Here is a 21,736-nt window from a genome sequence, read left to right on the forward strand (position 1 = left end):
TCAGCCATGCCGCGCTTTTGCGCCAATCTCACCATGCTGTTCAACGAAGTGCCCTTCATGGAGCGCTTCGAGGCGGCGGCCCGCAACGGTTTCACGGCCGTCGAATACCTGTTTCCCTATCCCTATGCGAAGGAAGAACTCGTCGGCGCCCTGCGCAGGCATAAGCTCAGCCAGGTGCTGCACAATCTGCCGGCCGGCGACTGGGCGGGCGGGGAGCGCGGCATTGCCTGCCTGCCCAGCCGGCGCGACGAATTTCGCGAGGGCGTCGCCCAGGCGATCGACTATGCCAGGGCGCTCGACTGCACCCTGATCAACTGCCTCGCCGGCATTGCGCCGTCCGCCGTCGATCCGGCCGAGGCGAAGGAGACATTCGTCGCCAATATTCGCTACGCGGCAACCGAGCTGAAACGCGCCGGCATCCGCCTGGTGATCGAGGCGATCAATGTCCGCGACATTCCCGGCTTCTTCCTCACCAATACCCGGCAGGCCGCGGAGCTGATCGCGGAGGCCGGCTCGGACAATATCGGCCTGCAATACGACATCTACCACATGCAGATCATGGAAGGAGATCTCGCCCGCACCATCGAGCGCTTCCTGCCGCAGATCTGGCATGTCCAGCTTGCCGACAATCCCGGCCGCAACGAGCCGGGCACCGGCGAGATCAACTACCCCTTCCTCTACCGTCACCTCGACCAGCTCGGCTACGCCGGCTGGATCGGCTGCGAATACAAGCCCAAGGGCGACACGCAGGCCGGCCTCGGCTGGTTCCGCGAGGCCGCGCTCATCTGAACTCTTCTTCTCCAGACAGGATCCTCATCATGAATATCGGCTTTGTCGGACTTGGCATCATGGGCTCCCCGATGGCGGGACATCTCATCGCGGCCGGCCATACCCTCTTCCTCAACTCCCTGGGCGGGGTGCCCGAGGCCCTGACCAAGGCGGGCGGCACCGCCTGCGCCACCCCCGCCGAGGTCGCCAGGAAGGCGGACCTCGTCATCACCATGGTGCCCGATACCCCGGATGTCGAAAGCGCCCTGTTCGGCAAGGACGGCATTGCCTCGGGCCTGAGCGCCGGCAAGATCGTGGTCGACATGAGCTCGATCGCGCCGGTCGAGACCAAGAAATTCGCCAAGCGCATCAACGAACTCGGCTGCGACTATCTTGACGCCCCGGTCTCCGGCGGCGAGGTCGGCGCCAAGGCCGCCTCGCTCACCATCATGGTCGGCGGCCCCGAGGCTGCCTTCGAGAAGGCCAAGCCCCTGTTCGAGAAGATGGGCAAGAACATCACGCTGGTGGGTGGCAATGGCGATGGCCAGACCACCAAGGTCGCCAACCAGATCATCGTGGCGCTGACCATCGAGGCGGTGGGCGAGGCCTTGCTGTTCGCCTCCCGCGCCGGGGCCGATCCGGCCCGCGTGCGCCAGGCCCTGATGGGCGGCTTTGCGGCCTCCCGTATCCTCGAGGTGCATGGCGAGCGCATGGTCAAGCGCACCTTCGAGCCGGGCTTCCGCATCGCCCTGCATCAGAAGGACCTCAACCTCGCCCTCAACAGCGCCCGCCAGCTCGGTGTCAGCCTGCCCAACACCGCCACGGCGCAGGAACTCTTCAACGCCTGCGTCGCCCATGGCGGTGCCGCCTGGGACCATTCCGGCATGGTCAAGGCGCTGGAGCTGATGGCCAATCACGAGATCGGCGCTCCCGTGAAGGGCTAAGGGCGAAGGTAGACCCCGGCGTCGCGTCCATGCGCCGCTTCTTGTGCGTTCATTGCTGCAACTCACGAAAGGTCCGCCCATGCCAGAACGGGCGCTGCTGCAATCCATGTTCCAGGCGGCCGTCGCTGCGGCGACGCCGGCAAGCTGCATACCCGCCTTCCTGCCGAGGCCGCCAAAGGGGCGCACCTTTGTGGTCGGGGCCGGCAAGGCGGCCGCGGCCATGGCCAAGGCCCTGGAGGATGTCTGGCCTGGCCCGCTGCAGGGCATTGTCGTAACGCGCTACGGCCATGGCGTGCCCTGCCGGCAGGTGAAAGTGATCGAGGCCGGCCATCCCGTGCCCGATCTCAACGGCGTCAAGGCCGCGGCGCGGATGATGGCGATGATGGATGGGGCCGGCAAGGACGACCTCGTCATTGCCCTGATCTCGGGTGGCGGTTCGGCGCTGCTCAGCTTGCCGGCGGGCGGGCTGTTGCTGTCCGACAAACAGGCCATCAACAAGGCTCTGCTGCGCTGCGGCGCGCCGATCGACGAGATCAACTGCGTGCGCAAGCACATCTCGGGCATCAAGGGCGGGCAGCTCGCAGCCATGGCCCATCCGGCCCGCGTCGTCAGCCTGGTGATCTCCGACGTGCCGGGCGATGACCTCGCCGCCATCGCCTCAGGCCCGACGGTCGCCGATCCCACCACCTTCGCCGATGCCCGGGCCGTGTTGGCCCGCTACGGCATCGACGGCCCCCAGCCGATCGTTTCGCATCTGCGGGCGGCGCTGGAGGAGACACCCAAGCCCGGCGATCCCAGGCTGGCGCGCAGCGAGGCCCATCTCATCGCCTCACCCCAGCGATCGTTGCTGGCGGCGGCCGACATCGCCCGCAAGGCCGGCATCACTCCCATCATTCTGGGTGATGCGCTGGAGGGGGAGGCGCGCGACGTCGGCATCGTCATGGCCGGCATGGCGCGTCACGTCGCCGTGCACGGCCAGCCATTTCCTTCGCCCTGCGTGCTGATATCCGGCGGCGAGACCACGGTGACTCTGCGCGGCAACGGCAAGGGCGGGCGCAATGTCGAGTTCCTGCTCTCGCTCGCCGTCAAGCTCGGCGGTCAGCCCGGCATCCATGCGCTTGCCGGCGATACCGACGGCATCGACGGCGCCGAGGAGGCGGCCGGCGCGGTGATCGCGCCCTGCAGCCTCAGGCGCGCCCGCGAGGCCGGAATCGACCCGGTCGCCAGCCTCGACAACAACGACGCCCACACGTTTTTCCGTATGATCGGGGACCAGATCGTCACCGGTCCGACCCTGACCAATGTCAATGATTTCAGGGCTGTACTGGTGTTGCCCGAAGGAGTTCGACTGTCATGAGACGGTCTCTTGAAAGGCCCGGCACGCCGGCTGGCACGCGTGTGATGAAGCGGCTCGACGAGCTTGCCACCTGTACCAGCGAGCTCGGCGCATTGACCCGGCTTTATCTCACCCCGGAACACAGCCGGGCGATCGTGCTGGTGCGCGGCTGGATGGAAGAGGCTGGCATGTCGACCGAGGTCGACGATGCCGGCACGCTTGTGGGCCACTATCCGGGCCATCAGCCGGATGCGCCGGTGCTGATATTGGGCTCCCACATCGATACCGTGCGCAATGCCGGGCGCTATGACGGCAATCTCGGCGTCGTCGTCGCCATCGAGGCGGTGGCAGCGCTCCATGCGGCCGGCGCCGTGCTCGATTTCGCCATCGAGATCGCTGCCTTCGGCGACGAAGAGGGCGTGCGCTTTCCCGTGACGCTCACCGGCTCGCGCTCGCTTGCGGGTACCTTCGAACCGGCCAATCTCGACGCGGTCGACAAGGCCGGCATCAGCCTGCGCCAGGCCTTGCTCGATTTCGGTTGCAATCCCGACGGCGTTGCCCATCTCGGCCGGGACCGCAGCAAGACGCTGGCTTATGTCGAGGTCCATATCGAACAGGGGCCGGTGCTGGAGGCAGAGGACCTGCCGGTCGGCGTGGTCACCGCCATCAACGGCGCCAGCCGTTTCAAGGTGGAGGTCGAGGGCAAGGCCGGCCATGCCGGTACCGTGCCGATGGGCCTGCGCCAGGATGCCGGCGCGGCGGCGGCCGAGATGATCCTCGCCATCGAGAGCACGGCGGCGGCATCCGACGATCTCGTCGCCACCGTAGGCAATTGCGAGCTCAAGCCCGGCGCCGTCAACGTCATCCCCGGCAGCGCGCATTTCACCATCGATATCCGCAGCCCCGACGACAGCCATCGCCTTGCCGCCATTGCCGGACTGACGACTCGCTTCGAGGCCATCGCCGCGCGCCGCAATGTCAAGGTCGCGCTCGCCAAGACCTATGAGGAGCCGGCGGCGCGCTGCGATCCCGGGCTGATCCGCGAATTCGCGGCGGCGCTTGGCGGCATTGGCCTGCCCGAACGCCTGCTCTCCTCCGGCGCCGGCCATGACGGCCTTGCCATGGTGAGCCTGTGCCCGATCGCCATGCTGTTCGTGCGCTGCCGGGGGGGCATCAGCCATAATCCCGCCGAGGCGGTGCGCACCGACGATGTCGGGGTTGCCGTGGATGTTCTCATCGGCTTCCTCAACCGCCTGCCCTCTTCCCTTTCCAAGCTTGCAGCCTGAACGAGACTGACATGACCATCAAAGACAGCATCCGGACCCATCTCGAGGCAGAGCGGTCGCGCCAGACCGAATTCCTGGCCGAACTCGTGCGCGTGCCTTCGGACAACCCGGCCGGCGACTGCGCCGCCCATGCCGAGCGCGCCGCCCGCATGTTCGAGGGCCTCGGCTTCACGGTCGAGCGCCACGTCGTGCCGGAGGCGCTGGTGCGCGAGCACGGCATGATCTCGGCCACCAACCTGATCGTGCGCAAGCGTTTCGGTGACGGGCCGGTGATCGCCCTCAACGCCCATGGCGACGTGGTGCCTCCCGGCGAAGGCTGGACGCACAACCCCTATGGCGCCGAGATCGTCGATGGCTGGATGTATGGCCGCGGCGTCGCCGTGTCGAAGTCCGACTTCGCCACCTATGGCTTCGCGCTGCTGGCGCTGGAGCAGCTCGGCAAGCCACTCAAGGGCACGGTGGAACTGCACCTGACCTATGACGAGGAAGCGGGCGGCGAGATCGGCCCGGCCTGGCTACTCTCCGAGGGCCTGACCAAGCCGGATCTCGCTCTCGCGGCCGGCTTCTCCTATGCCGTCGTCAATGCCCATAATGGCTGCCTGCATCTCGAAGTCGAGGTCAATGGCCGCTCGGCCCATGCGGCCAAGCCCTGGACCGGCGTCGACGCGCTGGAGGCTGCCACCAACATTCTCGGTGCGCTCTACACCTGGCGCGCCTCGCTGGCGACACGTGTCTCGGCTGTGCCGGGCATCGGCGCGCCGCAGCTCACCGTCGGCCTGATCCATGGCGGCATCAACACCAATGTCGTACCCGACCGCGTCACCTTCCGCCTCGACCGCCGCATGGTGCCCGAGGAGAAGGGCGATGCCGTGGAAGCAGAACTGCGCCGGGTGATCGAGGGCGCCGCCCAAGCGACGCCCGCCGCCAAGGTGGAAGTGCGTCGCATTCTCCTGGCCGAGCCGCTGACCCCGCTGCCGGGTTCCGAGCGCCTGTCGGAGGCGCTGTGCCGCGAGGCAAGCCAGGTGATGGGCGTGCCTGTCACGACGAATGGCGTGCCGCTCTACACCGATGCCCGGCACTATGCGGCCAAGAACATCCCGATCGTGCTCTACGGCGCGGGTCCTCGCACCATCGAGGAAGCCAACGCCCATCGGGCGGATGAACGGCTCTTTCTGCCGGACCTCTACAAGGCGACCGAAGTGGTGGCCTGCGCGCTCGCGGATGTCTTGGGGTAAGCGATGGGGCGGGGGGGCAGCATAAGGGCGCAACGCGAAAGCCTCCCCCACGAAGCTGGGGGAGGTGGGCCGCCGACGGGCTCGGCGTCTCAGAATAGGGCGCTACGCCAAGCCTCCCCCACGAAGCTGGGGGAGGTGTCGCGACGAAGTCGTGACGGAGGGGGTGTGGGCAGAAAAGGGCGAGGGAACCGCCAAGCTAAGATTTCGCTTCCCTTGCTTTATCCTGGCCACACCCCCTCCGACCTCACTTCGTTCGGCCACCTCCCCCAGCTTCGTGGGGGAGGCTTTCGCGCGGTGCTCTTCAAGCTAACGTACCGCAACCTTCACCGCGCCATCAGCTCCCGCCGTCTTGCCCTCACCTTTCAGCAGCCAGTCCCTGAGGACGTGCCGCTCGTCCATCGTCATCTCCGTCACGTTGTTGGGCGGCATGGCGTGGGTCATCACGGCCTGGATCAGCACTTCATGGGCGTTGCGGGCGACATTGGTGGGGGTGTCGAGCAGGATACCCTTCGGTGGCGTGTTGATGCCCTGCCAGACCGGCGTGGTGGCGTGGCAGACGGTGCAGCGGCGCGTAAGCACGTCGCTGACCTGGGGAGGCACGGTGCTGGCGAGCACCGTATCCGTGGTCTTGGGGGCTTCCAGCGCGCCGAGGTCGAAGGCATCGCGGAAGGCCGGCGAGGAATAGGCGCTGAGCGAGATGGCGCCCCAGACCAGCAGGGCCGCAACCACCCAGGTCCACCATTTGTCGCCACGGCCGGCGTGGCGCTCGTTGTAGAACACACGGATCAGCGCGCCGGCGATCAGGATGGCGCCCACCACCACGAAGGCATAGGGGCTCGAATAGGTGAGTGGATAATGGTTGGACAGCATCAGGAACAGCACGGGCAGGGTCAGGTAGTTGTTGTGCGCCGAACGCTGCTTGGCCGCCTTGCCGAGCGCGGGATCGGGTTCCTGCCCGGCCTTGAGGGCGGCGATCACCTTATGCTGGTTGGGGATGATGACGAAGAACACATTGGCCGACATCATCGTCGCCATCAGCGCGCCGGTGTGGATGAAGGCGCCGCGGGCCGAGAACATCTGCTGGAAGAACCAGGCCATGAACACCACGAACGCGAAGCCGATGGCGGCCAGCCTGGTGTCATCCTTGCCGATCGGCGACTTGCAGAGATAATCGTAGAACAGCCAGCCGATGGCGAGGCCGCCGATGCCGATGCAGAAGGCGGCCAGCGGCGACAATTCGCGCACGCTCGGATCGATCAGCAACAGGCTCGACTGGGCATAGTAGACCCAGAGCAGCAGGCAGAAGCCGCTAAGCCAGGTCGAATAGGACTGCCATTTGTGCCAGGTGAGCTCCTCCGGCAGGAAGTCCGGCGCAACCAGGTATTTGCGCACCTGATAAAAGCCGCCGCCATGCACCTCCCAGGCCTCGCCCCCCTTGCCTTCCGGAATGTCCGGCGTGCGGCGAATGCTGGCGTCCAGATGCATGAAGTAAAACGAGGAGCCGATCCACGCTATGCCCGTAATGACATGGGTCCAGCGCAGGAGCAAACTGCCCCACTCATACAGGGTCATCAACATTGGTACCGTTCTCCCGTTCGTTTCGGCACCTTGGGCCCGCCGCTTCGCGGTGGATGGCCTGGTGCCTGGTTGTTCCCCAACTGTGCAAGAGCCGCCTGCCGCTCAAACGGACAGGCAAGAATCCCGCCAGATCTAGTGCCAGGCGCGTCGAAGAGGGCTGGCTGCCCCATTCGCTCGTCCTCTCTGTTCTCTAACAGGCCCCAAGGAACTGCCTGCCATGCTTGAAAATTTCCGTTCCTTCGCACGCGCCGTCGAAGCCGGCAGCTTCTCAGAAGCCGGCCGGCGCATGCGCGTCTCCGCCAATGTGATCAGCCAGCGCATCCAGGCCCTGGAGACGCATCTGGGCTGCCGCCTGTTCAACCGTACGACCCGGAACATGGGCCTCACGGAACAGGGCCGGATCTTTTACGACCATGTCATCGACGCCCTGCATGCCATCGACATGGCCGAGGCCAATATCGGTGAACTCGGCGCCATGCCGCTGGGTTCGATCCGCGTGGCCGCACCGCTCGGTCTCGGCCGGCGCCTGGTGGCCAGCGCGGCGGCGGCCTATCGCGAGAAGCATCCCCAGATCGACGTGCAGCTTCGCCTCTCTGAGCGCCGGCTCGATATCATCGCCGAATCCTGCGATCTCGCGCTTCAATTCGTAACCTATGCCGATTCTTCGATGATCATGCGCAAGATCGCCGATGCCGAGCGCGTGCTTTGTGCCGCACCCAACTATATCGAGCGCGCTGGCATGCCGATGACGCCAGCGGACCTGGCCAATCATCAGTGCCTGCTCCTGCGCTTCCCCGGCTCGCGCGAATTCCGCTGGCCGCTGAGCCAGGACGGCGAGGAGATCAGCGTGCCGATCAAGGGTTCGCTCGACGCCGATGACGGCGACGTGCTCACCAACTGGGCCCTCGATGGCCACGGTATCGTGCTCAAACCTGTGTTCGAAATCGCCGATGCGCTTGCCCAAGGTCGTCTCGTCCCCGTTTTGACCGCCAATCCGCCGCCGCCTGCCACGCTGGCGGTGCTCTATCCGACGCGAAATCTCGTACCGCTCAAGGTGAAGGCCTTTGCCGACCTGCTCGTGGAGCGTGGCCGGCGCTATATCGCCGCCGAGCTCGCGCGGCTCGGCCCCTTGCCGTCAGGCCCGAATCCGTTGCCCGAGGGCGAGGCCTGATGGAACCTATCAAGCAGCAGAACGGGCTTCGACAGAAGAGCCCTTCACATCGAAACATCTTCGCAAAATATTTGGAAATAGCCGGCTGAGAATTCGCTATCGTCACCAAAACCTTTTGCGAGAGCAAGGCGGCGCTTCCGCTTGAGCGCGCTTTGCTGCAGGTGAACCGAAACCGACAGGGATGAAGCGAAATGGGCAGGCTTTCCACGCATGTTCTCGATATCAGCCGAGGCAAACCGGCTGCTGGCGTCACCATCGAACTCCAGCGCCTGGAGGCATCCGGCGGCCGGATTCCGGTCGTCACCGTGACGACCAATGCCGACGGGCGCACCGACCAGCCCCTGATGGCGGGCGAGGCCTTTATTCCCGGTGTCTACGAGCTGATCTTTCACATCGGTGCCTATTTCCGCGGCAAGGACGTTGCCAGCGCCGGCGACTTCCTGGACGTCGTGCCGATCCGCGTCACCCTCTCCGACAAGGACGGCCACTACCATGTGCCCCTGGTCTGCTCGCCCTTTGCCTATTCCACCTATCGCGGTTCATGAGCGATGAGCCCCAGGACAATCGCCGCGGCCACCGATGCCGCCTATGACCGCGATCTCGTCGGCTATGCCGGCAAGCCCCCGCACGCCGCCTGGCCGGACAAGGCCCGCATCTGCCTGCAATTCGTGGTGAACTACGAGGAAGGCGGGGAGAATTGCGTGCTGCACGGCGATGCCGGCTCGGAGGCCTTTCTGTCCGAGATCGTCAATGCCCTGCCCTGGCCCGGCCAGCGCAACATGAACATGGAATCGATCTATGAATATGGCTCGCGCGTCGGCTTCTGGCGCCTGCATCGCCTGTTCACGGAACGCAGGATCCCGGTCACCGTCTTCGGTATCGCCACGGCCATGGCGCGCAATCCGCGGGCTGTTACGGCCATGCAGGACGCCGGCTGGGAGATCGCCAGCCACGGCTTGAAATGGATCGACTATCACGATTTCAGCGAGGAGGACGAGCGCGACCACATCACCGCGGCCATCCGCCTGCACAAGCAGGTCACGGGGCAGCGCCCTCTCGGCTTCTACCAGGGCCGCAACTCCGACCATACGCTCAAGCTCGTCATGGAAGACAGCGGCTTTCTCTATTCGGCTGATTCCTATGCCGACGAGCTGCCCTATTGGGTGGAAGGTCCACAAGGGCCGCATCTCATCGTGCCCTATACGCTCGATGCCAACGATATGCGCTTTGCCACGACGCAGGGCTTCAACAGCGGCGATCAGTTCTTCGCCTATCTAAAGGATAGCTTCGACACTCTCTACACGGAGGGCGCCGAGCGCCCGGCCATGCTCTCCATCGGCCTGCATTGCCGCCTCGTCGGCCGGCCGGGGCGGGCGGCGGCGCTGGCGCGCTTCCTCGATTACGCGCAAGGCCATGAGGGCGTCTGGTTCGCCACACGCCTCGACATTGCCCGGCACTGGATTCGCCATCATCCGCCGCAGGGCGGTTACCGGCCCACTCATATGCCGCGGGCCCTGTTCGTCGAGCGCTTTGGCGGCGTCTACGAGCATTCGCCCTGGATCGCCGAGGGCGCCTTTGACAAGGGCCTTGGCCCGGCGGAGGATACGGCCGAGGGCCTGCATGCCGCCTTGGCGGCGGTGCTGGCGGCGGCCCCGGACGAGGACAAGCTTGCCCTGATCATGGCCCATCCCGACCTCGCCGGGCGTCTCGCGCAGGCCAAGATGCTGACGGAGGACTCCACCGCCGAGCAGGCTTCCGCCGGTCTCGACAAGCTCACCCCGGCCGAACTCGCCCGCTTCACCGAGCTCAACGACGCCTACAAGGCGAAGTTCGGCTTCCTGTTCATCATGGCGATCAAGGGCCGCAGCAAGGCCGACATCGTGGCGGGCTTCGAACGCCGGCTGCAGAACGACCGCGACCAGGAATTCGCCGAGGCGCTGAAGCAGATCGGGGAAATCGCACGGCTGCGGTTGAGAGATATGCTGCCGTAGGGGGCCAATTCGGTGTGCCGGTCTTCAGACCGGCATGCCCTGGACTTGTGTGGCAAGTTGCCGGTCTGAAGACCGGCACACCAAAGGTGCCCTTCTCGGCGTCGTGGCGCTTCCGTGTCGACCCGAAGGCCCGCCCCGTTACGCCTCCAGAAAATGCCCGATCGGGTTCAGCGGCTTGATGCCGTCGCAGACGATCTTGAAGATGGCGAGCATCGGCACGGCCAGGATGGCGCCGGCCACGCCCCAGGCCCAGAACCAGAAGATCAGCGACAGGATGACCAGCACGGGATTGAGCGTGAAGCGCCTGGCCAGCAGCATCGGCGTGACGATCTCGCCTTCGATCAGGTGGATCAGGAGATAGGCTCCGGCCGGCATGAAGGCCGCCAGCGTGCCTTCGATACTGAGCAAGCCGGCGAAGGTGAAGATGGCGACGCCTGCGACCGGGCCCATGATCGGCACATAATTGAGGATGAAGGCCAACACGCCCCACAGGATGGGATCGCCGAGGCCGGTCGCCCACATCATCAAGGCGGTGGCGATGCCGACGAGCGTGTTCATCAAGGTGATGGTGACCAGATAGATCGAGATGTTGTGCTCGATCTGCTGCGAGAGCTCGACCGCCTGGCGCTTGTCGCTGAAGCGCGGCAGGATCTCCACGGTGCGGCGAAGGAAGGTGTCGCCCGACATCAACAGGAAGAACAGGATCAGGATCGTCTCGAAGAAGCCGCTGGCGAAATGCTGCGTGCCGCGGAAGAGGGTGCCGAGGAAGTCGATGCCGGGATCGCCGCTCGTCCCCATCTCATGCATGAAGCTCTGGAAGGTCTGGATCGGTCTTGAGAGGAAATGCAGCTTCTCCTGGAGCCGGGGCAGGCCCTCGGGCAGGCGCCCGGCCCACCCACTCGCCGGGTCGGCCACCGCGGCGCCGAGCCCGACGATCAGGCCGAAAAAGGCGAGGATCACCAAGAGTGCGGCGAGGCCGCGCGGCACCGAGATGCGGTCGAGCTGGCGCATCGCTGGCTGGAACAGCAGCTTCAGGACGAAGGCGAGGACCAGCGGCAGGAGAATGTCGGAGGCGACATAGGCCATGGTCAGCAGCGCCAGCGCCAGCAGGCAGGCCTGGATGACGGTACGGGGATCGACGTGGGAGGGCGTGTCCTCCCTGGTGGCTTCGGCGGGATCGCTCACCAGGGGCTCGGTCGCCAATGCCGGTTTGGAAAGGATACGATCTTCCATCAAGGCCCCCGCGCGCCGTCCGTGAGATGCGCCTGTCATACGCGCTTTGAGTGAAACTGGCCAACCCACGACGTCAAACGTGCGCATCCGGACAAGGTTCCGCGGGGCATCGCCGGAACCTATCGCGGCCCGACCGGTTCACGACCAGGTACTTCTCATCGATTTCATGAAAGGATGGACCATGCGTATTCCCGTTGCTCTTGGCTGCGCGGCGCTCGCGGCGTTTGCCGCTTCGGCCTCACCGGCCTCCGCCAATGCCCGCGTCGGGGTCCTGCGCTGCAGCGTCTCTGGCGGCCTGGGCCTGATCGTCACCTCGTCCAAGCAGATGAGCTGCGTCTTCCGCTCCAATCGGGGCTATTCCGAACGCTATAATGGCACCATCCGCAAATTCGGCCTCGACATCGGCAAGACCGACCGCGGCACGCTGGTCTGGGGCGTGTTCGCGCCGAGCCAGGGCCGCCCGCGCGGCGCGTTGGCCGGCAGCTATGTCGGCGTGGGCGCTTCGGCGACGGTGGGCGTGGGCGGCGGCGCCAATGCGCTGGTCGGCGGCTTCGACCGCTCCTTTACCCTGCAGCCTTTCTCGGCTCAGGCCCAACAAGGCGTCGACCTGGCCGCCGGCGTGGCTTCGCTGGACCTGGCTGCTGGCCGCTGAGGGTCGCAGCCTCTCATTCCCAAGAAAGGGTGTGCCGGACTTGAGATCGGCACATCGCGGGCCTTGAATTGGCTATGACGGTGTCCCGGGACCCCGCCCCGGGGCACCCGCCTTGCTGAACAGATGGCGGGCGGGCATCTGGAGGTGCAGGCTCAGCGCCGAGCGCACCAGGCTGAGATGCGAGAAGGCCTGCGGGAAATTGCCGGTCTGCTCGCCGCGCTCGGTGTCATATTCCTCGCTCAGCAGGCCGAGATCGTTGCGCAGCGCAAGCAGCCGCTCGATCAGCGCATGGGCTTCCTTTTCGCGGCCCTGGCGCTGCCAGGCATCCACCAGCCAGAAGCTGCAGGCGAGAAACACGCCTTCGCCCGGCTGCAGCCCGTCGGCGCGGGTGCGCGTATGGTAGCGGCGGACGAAACCGTCCACCACCAGTTCCCGCTCGACCGCCGCGATGGTGCCGGCAACGCGCGGATCCTCGATCGGCAGGAAGCCGACTTCCGGGATCAGCAAAAGGCTGGCGTCGAGCTCCCGGCAGCCGAACGTCTGGGTGAAGCTGCCGATGCTCTTGTCGAAGCCAAGCTCGCAGACCAGGGCATGGATCTCGCCGCGAATGACGCGCCAGCGCTCGAGCGGCGCTTCGAAGCCATATTTTTCGGCATCGCGGATCGAGCGGTCGAAGGCGACCCAGGCCATGATCTTGGAATGGGTGAAGTGACGGCGCGCGCCGCGGATTTCCCAGATGCCGTCATCCGGCGCCTGCCAGATGCCCTCCAGATGTTCGACGGCGGCGCGCTGGATGTCCCAGGCGTCGGTGGAGGCATCGAGGCCGCCTTCGCGGGCCAGGTGCAGCGCGTCCACCAATTCGCCCCAGACGTCGAGCTGGAGCTGCACCGAGGCGGCGTTGCCGATGCGCACCGGCCGGGAGTCGCGATAGCCGGGCAGCCAGGGGATCTCAAGCTCGGTGAGGCGACGCTCGCCGGCAAGGCCATACATGATCTGCAGGTCTTCCGGGCTGCCCGCGACGGAGCGGTGCAGCCAGTTGCGCCAGGCCGAAGCCTCCTCTTGATAGCCGGCGGCCAACAGGGCCACCAGCGTGAGCGCGGCGTCCCGCAGCCAGCAGAAACGGTAGTCCCAGTTGCGCTCGCCCCCGATCAGCTCCGGCAGCGAGGTGGTGGGCGCGGCGACCATGCCGCCCGTCTCGCTGAAGGTGAGGGCCTTCAGGGTGAGCAGCGAGCGCAGGAGCGCCGCGCCCTGGCGACCATCCACCCGGCAGCGCCCGGCCCAGTCGAGCCAGAACTTTTCGGTGTCGGCGAGGGCTTGCCCGGCATCGAGAGGGATCGGGGGCCGAAGGTGCGAGGGCCCGTAGCTCAGCACGAAGGGCACACGCTCGCCGGGCTCGACCATGAATTCCGCCACTGTGGCAAGGTGTTCGCCATGCAGCGGCATCGGCGAGCGCAGGACCACGAGGTTCGGACCGGCGATGGCGACGATGCCGCCCTTTTCGGGCAACTGGGTCACCCAGGGCACGGAAGAACCGTAGTCGAAGCGCAACAGCAGCTCCATACGGATGGAGGGCGTGCCTTTCAGCCCCTCGACGATGCGCACCAGCGAGGATCGATCTTCGCCGATCGGCATGAAGTCGGTGACCATAAAGGAGCCGCCCTCTGTCTCGAAGGTGGTCTCCAGGATCATGGTGTCGCCGCGATAGGAGCGGCCGACGCGGTAGGCCGGATCGGCGGGCGCGATCGTCCAGCGTCCATGCTCGGGCGTGCCCAGCAGGGCGGCGAGGCAAGCGGCACTGTCGAAACGAGGCCAGCAGAGCCAATCCACCGAGCCATTGCGCCCGACCAGGGCAGCCGTACGGCAATCCCCGATAAGGCCGTAATCCTCGATTCTCAGCGCGGCTCCATCACCGCGTGGCGACCTTTGCTGGTCGCGCCCCTCCGGAGCATGGCCCTGGCCTTGTCTCATCGACCGGCTCGGCGCCATGGCCGACGCGGAGTCTCCCAGGCGCGGGACATTGCCTTCATCACGGTGCACGGAGAAAGGCAAGATCTTCGGCTTTGAAGATGTGGGATGATCTTTCACAGTTCTTTCGCAGGGTCAGTGCCAGAACAAATAAAGAAGAATGATCACTGGAATCGGCACACCAAGGAGCCAGAGCAAAACAGAACGTCCCATGATAGTTCCTCCCTACTCTCGGGGTTGGTTGTTCGACATGGTCATCGAGTTGTCATCTCAACACATGAGCCCCGCCAAGGTTCCGCTGCCTTTGTGTGTTCAATTAAGGTTGGAAAATGCAAAGCCGGGGGTGTACGCTGCAGTGCAGCAAACTGTTGCAGCGCCTGGAACCATTCGGAGAGCGCAGCATTTGAGTCGGTACCCCCGCATGAAGGACCGCCGCATGACCTATCTGAGCAGGACGAGAATCCGTGAAGGCCACCCCTATCCGCGCGGGGCGACATGGGACGGGTCAGGCACGAATTTCGCGCTGTTTTCGGCCAATGCCACCAAGGTCGAGGTCTGCCTGTTCGATTCCAGCGGCGAGCATGAGGTCGAGCGCATCGAACTGCCTGAATTCACCGACGAGATCTGGCACGGCTATCTGCCTGATGTCAGCCCCGGCATGCTCTATGGCTACCGTGTGCACGGGCCCTATGAGCCGCAGGCCGGCCATCGCTTCAATCCCCACAAGCTTCTGCTCGACCCCTATGCCCGCTCGCTGTTCGGCACGCTGAAATGGGACCCGGCCGTATTCGGCTACACGCTGGGCAAGGGGGATCTCTCCTTCGACAAGCGTGACAGCGCACGCTTCGTGCCCAAATGCATGGTGGTGGACTCGCGCTTCGACTGGCCGGGCAACCGTTCGCTGGTGCCCTGGGACCAGACCATCATCTACGAAACGCATGTGAAGGGCTTCACCAAGCGCCATCCCGACATCGCCGAACGCCTGCAGGGCACCTATGCCGGTCTCGCCTCGATCCAGTCGCTCGAGCATATAAGGGCGCTCGGCGTGACCACGGTCGAGCTCCTGCCCGTCCACACCTTCGTGGATGACGACTATCTGCTCAACCGCGGCCTCAGGAATTACTGGGGCTACAATTCCATCGGCTTTTTCGCGCCCGATCCACGCTATGCCGCGGATCCGACCAATGTGCTGGCCGAGTTCAAGCAGATGGTGGCGCGCTTCCACGATGCCGGGCTCGAGGTCATTCTCGACGTCGTCTACAACCACACGGCCGAGGGCAACGAGCTGGGCCCGACGCTATCCTTCAAGGGCATCGACAATGCGTCCTTCTACCGGCTGATGCCGGAGCAGAAGCGCTACTACATCAACGACACCGGCACCGGGAACACCGTCAATCTCAGCCATCCGCGTGTCATCCAGATGGTAACCGACAGCCTGCGCTACTGGGTGAACGAGATGCATGTCGACGGCTTCCGCTTCGATCTCGGCACCATCCTGGCGCGCGAGCTGGACGGCTTCAGTCCCGACAGCGGCTTCCTCAAGGCGGTGGGCCAGGATCCGGTGCTGGAGAACGTCAAGCTGATTGCCGAGCCCTGGGACGTCGGCCCCGGCGGCTATCAGGTCGGCGGTTTCACGCCGGGCTGGGCCGAATGGAACGACATCTATCGCGACACCGCGCGCGACTTCTGGCGCGGCGAGGCCCGGCCGGCTGCCCTGGCGCCGCGGCTGTGCGGCTCGCCCGACACGTTCGATCATCGCGGCCGCAAGCCCTGGTCCTCGGTGAACTTCCTCACCGCCCATGACGGCTTCACCCTACGCGATCTCGTCTCCTACAATGATCGCCACAATGAGGCCAATGGCGAGGACAACCGCGACGGCAGTTCCGACAACCGCTCCTGGAATTGCGGCGCCGAGGGGCCGACCGATGATGCCGGCATCAATGCGCTGCGCGAACGCCAGCAGCGCAACATGCTGGCCTTGCTGCTGCTCTCCCAGGGCACGCCGATGATCCTGGCCGGCGACGAGTTCGGGCGCACCCAGCAGGGCAACAACAATGCCTATTGCCAGGACAGCGAGATCAGCTGGGTGGATTGGGAGGTCGCCGCGCAGAACCGAGGCCTCGTCGATTTCGTGCACCGCCTCACCCAGTTGCGCCGGAAATACCCGATCCTACGCCGTTCGCGCTTCCTCATCGGCGAACGCACCAACGAAGCCATCGACGTGCGCGAGGTGACCTGGATCCATCACAGCGGCGAGGAGATGATGCAGGCCAATTGGGATGACCCGGACGAGCTTTCCTGCTTCGGCATGATCCTGGACGGCCGCGCCCAGGCGAGCGGCATCCGCAAGCGCGGCTCCGACGCCACCTTACTCATATTGCTCAATGCCCATCACGATCCCGTGCCGTTCAAGCTGCCGCCCTGCTATGATGGCTCGGCCTGGAAGCGGCTGATCGCCACCGACGATCCGGGCCTGCCGGAAGCGGATATCGGTATCGGTGAGAACTACGATCTGCAGGGCCGTTCCCTGGTCTTGTTCGAACGGGTGGACTGAGCCTGTCTTTTTTGACGGCGAGACAGCAAGGGTGTGCCCGTCCTAGAATGGCGCCGTTAAGTCGCGATTTCTTCTGCATAATCGGCGCGGCCAGGTTCGTGCTAGCGGATCGCGAATATCCGTTTCTCGAGGTTCGCAACAAAGGGGCAAGCGTTATTTTTGAACAAAGCAATCATTTTGTGCGTTTTGCATCTGTCATCCACCAAGAATGAGGTTTGATTCATGGCGGACAACGATAGAAAGACAATTCTTGTCATCGAGGATGAGCATATGGTTCAGATGCTTGTCGTCGACATCCTCAATGATCTTGGTTATTCTACGCTAGAGGCCAAGGATGCCAATACTGCGCTGCCAATATTACAAGGCGAGCAGACGATCGACCTGATGGTTACGGATATCGGATTGCCGGGGATGAGCGGATGGGATCTTGCTCGTCTGGCCCGCGACGCTCGCCCCGCCCTCAAGATCCTGTTTCTCACCGGCTATGAAAACGAGCAGTCCCCTGAGCTCGATCGAGATGGCTCGCACGAAGTGATGGCGAAGCCGTTCGATATGGGCACGTTCGAGGCGAAGATCATCGCCATGATGGCCCAGCCGCTCGAAAAAGGCACCGTGTAGCCACAGCCCGTTCTGCCGACGGAAGATCTTCGAGAGCCCTGCGTTCCCGAAGGTCCTCCTCGGTCCGGCGTATTGAAAGGTCCAGCAAGAACAAGACTTTGTCCGTCTGGATGGCAGGTTCGTCAAATGCTCCTTCCGCGGGGAACAAAAGGCAGTGTGGGGCGTTCGGGCAAGAGGAGTTGCCGACCCCAATATGGCGTCGGCTGAGTCTGGACGAGTGAGAGGATGTTGCCGTGAAAGCGCCGAGCTTCGCAGAGCCCACCGAACGCAGCTATGAAAGGGTTATTTCGATGGACGCGCAAGCTGAGCCTAAAGTCGTCCTTGTCGATGACGACAATGATGTCAGGGCTATCACAGCGGATATTCTCGAAGAAGCCGGCTTTGACGTGCTGCAGGCGGCCCGGGCCGAAGCGGCCCTCGATATTCTCGCCACCAACCGGGATGTAAAGGTGCTCATTACCGATGTGCGCATGCCCGGCCCGATGAACGGCTATGACCTGGCGCTGAAGGCACGCGAACGCTGGCCGAGTCTAGAGATCATGTTCGTCTCCGGCTTCGGCCTGCCCGAGAGGCACCAGCTCTATTTCGACTGCCTGTTGGTGAGCAAGCCCTTCGATCCCGATTACCTGGTGAGCCAGGTGCGCGGGCTTGCCGAACGAGCGGCCTGAGCGAGACTGTGTGGTTTACCAAACGAAAGGGCAGGATCCCCGGATTGGGATCCTGCCCTTCTTCTTTTCCTTGGTTGCGCTTCCTAGAGCAAAGCGCGCTTAGGCGTAAACGCGCTTTGCTCTCACTCTTTATCTCGACGCGTCTTTGCGATTCCGTCAAATCGCAAAACACTTTGAAAAGTCAGGCTGCTTTGCGCTTGGCGCGCTTGTTGAAGAACAGGGCCTGGCTGATGGTCGCCTTCACGGCCTCGGGCCGGAAGGGCTTGGTAATGAGGAAGGTGGGCTCGGGCTGCTGGCCGGTCAACAGCCTTTCAGGATAGGCGGTGATGAAAATCACCGGCAGATCGACCGTCGTCAAGATATCATTCACGGCATTGAGACCCGAACTGCCGTCGGCGAGCTGGATATCGGCCAGCACCAGGCCGGGACTGTGGGCAGCGACCAACGCCAGCGCTTCCTTGTGGGTGCGCGCCACGCCAGCAACGGAATGGCCGAGCTCCTCGACGATCGACTGGAGGTCGAGCGCGATGATCGGCTCGTCCTCGATGATCAGCACATCGGTGGCGATCTGCTGGGCGATGTCATGGGTTGCTTCTGCAACCAGCGAAGCCACTTCCGCTTCGTCGACGCGCATGATCGTGGCGGCCTCGTCGGCGGAGAACCCCTCCATGGTGGTGAGCAGGAAGGCCAGCCGTGAGCGTGGCGCAAGGCGCTCGAGGCGCTGCTCAGGGCTATCGTCCTCGACTGTCGAGGTAACGGCTTCCATGTTCACGGCCATGGACGACCACAATCTCAGGAAGACCTGGTAGAGGGCGAGCCTTGCCGGGATATCCCGCGGAAAGGAGGCGGGGTCTTCCACCAGGGCTTCGAGCGTACCGATCACATAGGCGTCGCCGCTCGCCTGGGTCCCGCTCAGGGCACGGGAGAACCGCCGTAGATAAGGCAGTTGAGGCGCTATTTCAGCTGCGATCGACATGAATTTGGCTCCTTAGCATAGTAAGAAACGAGCACGCAAAAAGCCGATCTGACAATCTATTTATTTTTTCAAAGCAGTGGAACGATTCTATGTCCGCTGCGTTTCGAGAGGTGGCATTGCAGGGTCTCGTGAAGCGGGAACAGTAACGCCGGACGTTTATCTAGCGTGGCCCAGGGCCGCTTCACAGGGGTTGCGATGTCCAAGACGAAAGAGCCGGCCGAGGATTCGACGGATGTGGTCGTAGCCCCCGAGCTTGATCCGCAGATCCAAGAGTTTGTTGCACGCTCCCTGCAAGCGCATTACGAGTCGATTGTTCGGGCTCCCGTTCCAGACAGGTTTCTGATGCTCCTCGCCCAGCTCGAGGATCAGGAGAGGAAAGCTGCGGAGGACAAGAGCGATGAGCGGCGATAGCTTCAAGGACGGGCTGATCGCGCACATCCCGAGCCTGCGAGCCTTCGCCGCTTCGCTCTCTGGATCGATTACCCTGGCCGATGACCTCGTGCAGGACACGCTCCTGAAGGCGTGGGCCAATGCCGACAAGTTCGAACCCGGCACCAATATGCGGGCTTGGCTTTTCACTATCCTGCGCAACATCTACTATTCGCTCTATCGCAAGCGTTCGCGCGAGGTGCAGGACAGCGAGGGCACCTATGCCCAGCGCCTGGCGGTGCATGGCAACCAGGAAGGGCACCTGGAGATTGCCGATTTCCAGGCCGCCCTGGCCCAATTGCCTGAGGAGCAGCGCGAGGCGCTGATCATGGTCGGCGCCACCGGCATCTCCTACGAGGAGGCGGCGGAGATCTGCGGCGTGGCGCTCGGCACGATCAAGAGCCGCGTCAACCGCGCCCGCACTAGGCTTGCCGAGATGCTCTCGACCAGCGGTGTCGAGGAGACCGGCCCCGATGCCAAGATGCTGGCGGCCTTGCGGGTGTCCGGCAGCGAGTCTTCCCTGCCGTGAGCGATCCGCCCGGCGCCTCGCCCCTCCGGTGGCCCCGCCTCGCCTTCGACACGGTGCAGGCGAGGCTAGTCGCCTTCTTCCTGATCATCGCCATTCCCATCGGGGCCATCACCGTGGCCACCGCGGTGGTGACCTATCGGGGTGCCGTCAATGCCATCGCGGCGCGGCAGTCGGAGACGGCCGGCAATTTCGCCATCCGCATGCGCATCTGGTATGTCGGCGTCTTGCGGGGCCTGATCGTCTCGGCCAGGGAAGGTATCGCCCGCACCAGCGAAACGTCCTGCCAGACGGCCGGCAATGCGAGTGTGCGCGGTCTCGACGGCTACCAGGCCCTCCTGATCCTGGGCCCCGGCGGCCAATCCTGCCTCGTCTCCAGCGATCCGTCGCTGACACAGGCCGAGTTGTCGTCGGTGCTCGCCGTGCAGGCCAGCAAGAACCTCGCCAGGTCCAAGGCGGTTCTGGCCCCCGTCGAGGGGCGATATGATTCGATGATCATGGCCGGCAAGCGGAAGCTGATCGTCTATGCCCGGGAAAGGGCTGATGCTGCCGGGCCGGACGGCGCGCGCCAGGACTGGGAGGCCCTGCTCGTCGTCGCGCCCGAAGCCCTCGACCGCGTCTTCAATCTGGGAGAAAGCGATCCCGATTTCATCACCGCACTGTCGACGGCCCAGGACGAGATCGTGTTTGCGCGCGGCCGTGCGGCGACGGACCGGGGGTGGTTGCCGCCCGATGGCGCTTTTCCCCTCCCGCGGCGACACTGGTCCGCCGTCAGTAGCGCGGGCGAGCGCCGGATCTATTACGCCTTGCCGGTCGGCGATCGCGACCTCTTCGTCATTTCGAGTTTCCGCGACAAGGATCTCCAGGCCGCGCGCTCGCAATTCGTCTTCCTCCTGCTGGCGCCCCTGCTGGCGCTGGTCCTGCTGCTGGCGGTGTTTGTCCGCGTGATGAACCGCCACCTCGTGCAATGGCTGAAGGGCATCGAATCGGCCTCGCGCGCCCGGCGCGTCTCGGGCTGGGGCCGCGTGGCGCTCAGCGAGGCCATGCCCAGCGACATCCGCAATGTCGTGGTGGCCTTCAACGATATGGTGGGGGAACAGGAGAGCCGCGAGCACCACCTCCAGGACGCGCTCGCCGCCAACCACGCCTTGACGCGTGAACTGCACCACCGGGTGAAGAACAATCTGCAGGTGGTGCAGAGCTATATCGGCCTGTCCAAGAATTCCTACAGCGGCGACGCACGCATGGCCCTGTGCGAGGCCGAATGCCGCGTGCACGTGCTGTCGGCAGCCTATCGCGGCGCCCTGGCGGAAGGGGCGATGCGGCCTGTCGCCATCGATCCCTTCCTGCGCGACGTCATCGCCGCGGTGGCGAGGCTGCTGTGCCGGCCTGGCCAGGAGATCGGCATCAGGGGCCAGACGGATATCGCCTTGCCCGTCGACCGCGCCATCCCGCTCGGACTTCTGATCGTCGACCGGGCCTCGGCCATCCTCCATGAGGGGGCGGCTCTCCATCTGCGTATCGGCATCACCGATCGCGAGCAGGGCCGGTTTGAATTCGAGTTCGTGGCGGACAGGGCGGTGCGCCAGCCGCCGCAATCGCGCATCCTGGCCGGGCTGGTGATGCAGTTGGAAGCGACCGAGACCACGCCGCGCGACAGCACGCATCTCGGCGCCTGGGGGCTGAACGCCAGGACCGACACCGCGGAGGCGAACGGCGAAGTGGAGCCGCAACTCGCCCTCGCGCCGGCGGCAAAGTAGGGGCCGCCTTCCGCCTCGCGGCGGATTTCCCGCCGGATGTGATGGC

19 protein-coding genes are annotated in these 21,736 nt (G+C 64.7%); 15 read left to right on the top strand and 4 right to left on the bottom strand.

Features of this window, described 5'->3' with window-relative positions; translation table 11 throughout:
* Positions 1 to 6: 6 nt before the first annotated feature.
* The 5 genes from hyi to QQL24_RS13915 all read left to right on the top strand — a co-directional run bounded on the left by hyi (position 7) and on the right by QQL24_RS13915 (position 5,569).
* Positions 7 to 789 (top strand): hydroxypyruvate isomerase, encoded by a 783-nt coding sequence (gene hyi, locus QQL24_RS13895; protein ID WP_284312769.1) that lies wholly within the window; start codon positions 7 to 9, stop codon positions 787 to 789.
* Between the two features lie 26 nt (positions 790 to 815).
* Positions 816 to 1,712, top strand: coding sequence for a 2-hydroxy-3-oxopropionate reductase (gene glxR / locus QQL24_RS13900; RefSeq protein ID WP_284312900.1), 897 nt, complete (start codon positions 816 to 818; stop codon positions 1,710 to 1,712).
* Between the two features lie 79 nt (positions 1,713 to 1,791).
* A complete protein-coding gene (locus QQL24_RS13905; protein ID WP_284312770.1) occupies positions 1,792 to 3,069 on the top strand; it encodes a glycerate kinase type-2 family protein in 1,278 nt (425 codons plus the stop codon).
* Positions 3,066 to 4,334: an allantoate amidohydrolase gene (locus QQL24_RS13910; protein ID WP_284312772.1), complete on the top strand. Its 1,269-nt coding sequence runs from the start codon at positions 3,066 to 3,068 to the stop codon at positions 4,332 to 4,334. Before QQL24_RS13905 ends, QQL24_RS13910 begins: the two co-directional genes overlap by 4 nt.
* A gap of 11 nt (positions 4,335 to 4,345) precedes the next feature.
* Positions 4,346 to 5,569: a M20/M25/M40 family metallo-hydrolase gene (locus tag QQL24_RS13915; RefSeq protein WP_284312773.1), complete on the top strand. Its 1,224-nt coding sequence runs from the start codon at positions 4,346 to 4,348 to the stop codon at positions 5,567 to 5,569.
* Between the two features lie 306 nt (positions 5,570 to 5,875).
* Here the strand turns inward: QQL24_RS13915 and QQL24_RS13920 are convergent, their stop codons facing one another.
* Entirely contained in the window at positions 5,876 to 7,147 is a 1,272-nt protein-coding gene (locus tag QQL24_RS13920; protein ID WP_284312774.1) for a urate hydroxylase PuuD, read from the bottom strand.
* Positions 7,148 to 7,364: 217 nt separating this feature from the next.
* Here QQL24_RS13920 and QQL24_RS13925 point away from each other — a divergent pair, with 217 nt between their 5' ends.
* The 3 genes from QQL24_RS13925 to puuE all read left to right on the top strand — a co-directional run bounded on the left by QQL24_RS13925 (position 7,365) and on the right by puuE (position 10,309).
* Entirely contained in the window at positions 7,365 to 8,318 is a 954-nt protein-coding gene (locus tag QQL24_RS13925) for a LysR family transcriptional regulator (RefSeq protein WP_284312775.1), read from the top strand.
* A gap of 191 nt (positions 8,319 to 8,509) precedes the next feature.
* Entirely contained in the window at positions 8,510 to 8,863 is a 354-nt protein-coding gene (gene uraH / locus QQL24_RS13930) for a hydroxyisourate hydrolase (protein WP_284312776.1), read from the top strand.
* 3 nt (positions 8,864 to 8,866) lie between these two features.
* Complete coding sequence (gene puuE / locus QQL24_RS13935; RefSeq protein ID WP_284312777.1) at positions 8,867 to 10,309, top strand: allantoinase PuuE; 1,443 nt, start codon at positions 8,867 to 8,869, stop codon at positions 10,307 to 10,309.
* Positions 10,310 to 10,447: 138 nt separating this feature from the next.
* Here the strand turns inward: puuE and QQL24_RS13940 are convergent, their stop codons facing one another.
* The gene (locus QQL24_RS13940; RefSeq protein ID WP_284312778.1) at positions 10,448 to 11,542 is read right to left on the bottom strand and encodes an AI-2E family transporter; all 1,095 of its coding nucleotides are present in this window, start codon (positions 11,540 to 11,542) and stop codon (positions 10,448 to 10,450) included.
* Between the two features lie 181 nt (positions 11,543 to 11,723).
* Here QQL24_RS13940 and QQL24_RS13945 point away from each other — a divergent pair, with 181 nt between their 5' ends.
* On the top strand, positions 11,724 to 12,194 hold the full coding sequence (locus tag QQL24_RS13945; RefSeq protein ID WP_348536453.1) for a DUF992 domain-containing protein: 471 nt from the start codon (positions 11,724 to 11,726) through the stop codon (positions 12,192 to 12,194).
* Positions 12,195 to 12,266: 72 nt separating this feature from the next.
* On the opposite strand, the gene QQL24_RS13950 is transcribed toward QQL24_RS13945, so the two are convergent.
* A complete protein-coding gene (locus QQL24_RS13950; protein ID WP_284312779.1) occupies positions 12,267 to 14,162 on the bottom strand; it encodes a glycoside hydrolase family 15 protein in 1,896 nt (631 codons plus the stop codon).
* Between the two features lie 433 nt (positions 14,163 to 14,595).
* On the opposite strand from QQL24_RS13950, the gene glgX reads away from it, so the two are divergent.
* From glgX to QQL24_RS13965, 3 genes are all read left to right on the top strand, one after another.
* Complete coding sequence (gene glgX, locus QQL24_RS13955) at positions 14,596 to 16,713, top strand: glycogen debranching protein GlgX (protein ID WP_284312781.1); 2,118 nt, start codon at positions 14,596 to 14,598, stop codon at positions 16,711 to 16,713.
* A 222-nt stretch (positions 16,714 to 16,935) separates the two neighbouring features.
* A complete protein-coding gene (locus tag QQL24_RS13960) occupies positions 16,936 to 17,331 on the top strand; it encodes a response regulator (protein WP_284312782.1) in 396 nt (131 codons plus the stop codon).
* 290 nt (positions 17,332 to 17,621) lie between these two features.
* Positions 17,622 to 17,999, top strand: a complete 378-nt coding sequence (locus tag QQL24_RS13965) for a response regulator (RefSeq protein ID WP_284312783.1) — start codon at positions 17,622 to 17,624, stop codon at positions 17,997 to 17,999.
* Positions 18,000 to 18,180: 181 nt separating this feature from the next.
* On the opposite strand, the gene QQL24_RS13970 is transcribed toward QQL24_RS13965, so the two are convergent.
* Positions 18,181 to 18,975 carry a response regulator gene (locus QQL24_RS13970; RefSeq protein ID WP_284312785.1) on the bottom strand — a complete coding sequence of 265 codons (795 nt, stop codon included), beginning with the start codon at positions 18,973 to 18,975 and terminating at the stop codon, positions 18,181 to 18,183.
* A 195-nt stretch (positions 18,976 to 19,170) separates the two neighbouring features.
* Between QQL24_RS13970 and QQL24_RS13975 the strand changes: the two genes are divergently transcribed.
* Genes QQL24_RS13975 through QQL24_RS13985 form a run of 3 tightly spaced genes read left to right on the top strand, consistent with a single transcriptional unit; the run spans position 19,171 to position 21,690 of the window.
* Positions 19,171 to 19,386, top strand: a complete 216-nt coding sequence (locus QQL24_RS13975) for a NepR family anti-sigma factor (RefSeq protein WP_284312786.1) — start codon at positions 19,171 to 19,173, stop codon at positions 19,384 to 19,386.
* Positions 19,373 to 19,933, top strand: a complete 561-nt coding sequence (locus tag QQL24_RS13980; protein ID WP_284312787.1) for a sigma-70 family RNA polymerase sigma factor — start codon at positions 19,373 to 19,375, stop codon at positions 19,931 to 19,933. The genes QQL24_RS13975 and QQL24_RS13980 overlap by 14 nt, the downstream gene beginning before the upstream one ends.
* Positions 19,930 to 21,690: a sensor histidine kinase gene (locus QQL24_RS13985; RefSeq protein ID WP_284312789.1), complete on the top strand. Its 1,761-nt coding sequence runs from the start codon at positions 19,930 to 19,932 to the stop codon at positions 21,688 to 21,690. Before QQL24_RS13980 ends, QQL24_RS13985 begins: the two co-directional genes overlap by 4 nt.
* The last annotated feature ends 46 nt before the right edge of the window (positions 21,691 to 21,736 follow it).

It is taken from the genome of Labrys miyagiensis (assembly GCF_030160835.1).
GTDB classification, from domain to species: Bacteria; Pseudomonadota; Alphaproteobacteria; order Rhizobiales; family Labraceae; genus Labrys; species Labrys miyagiensis.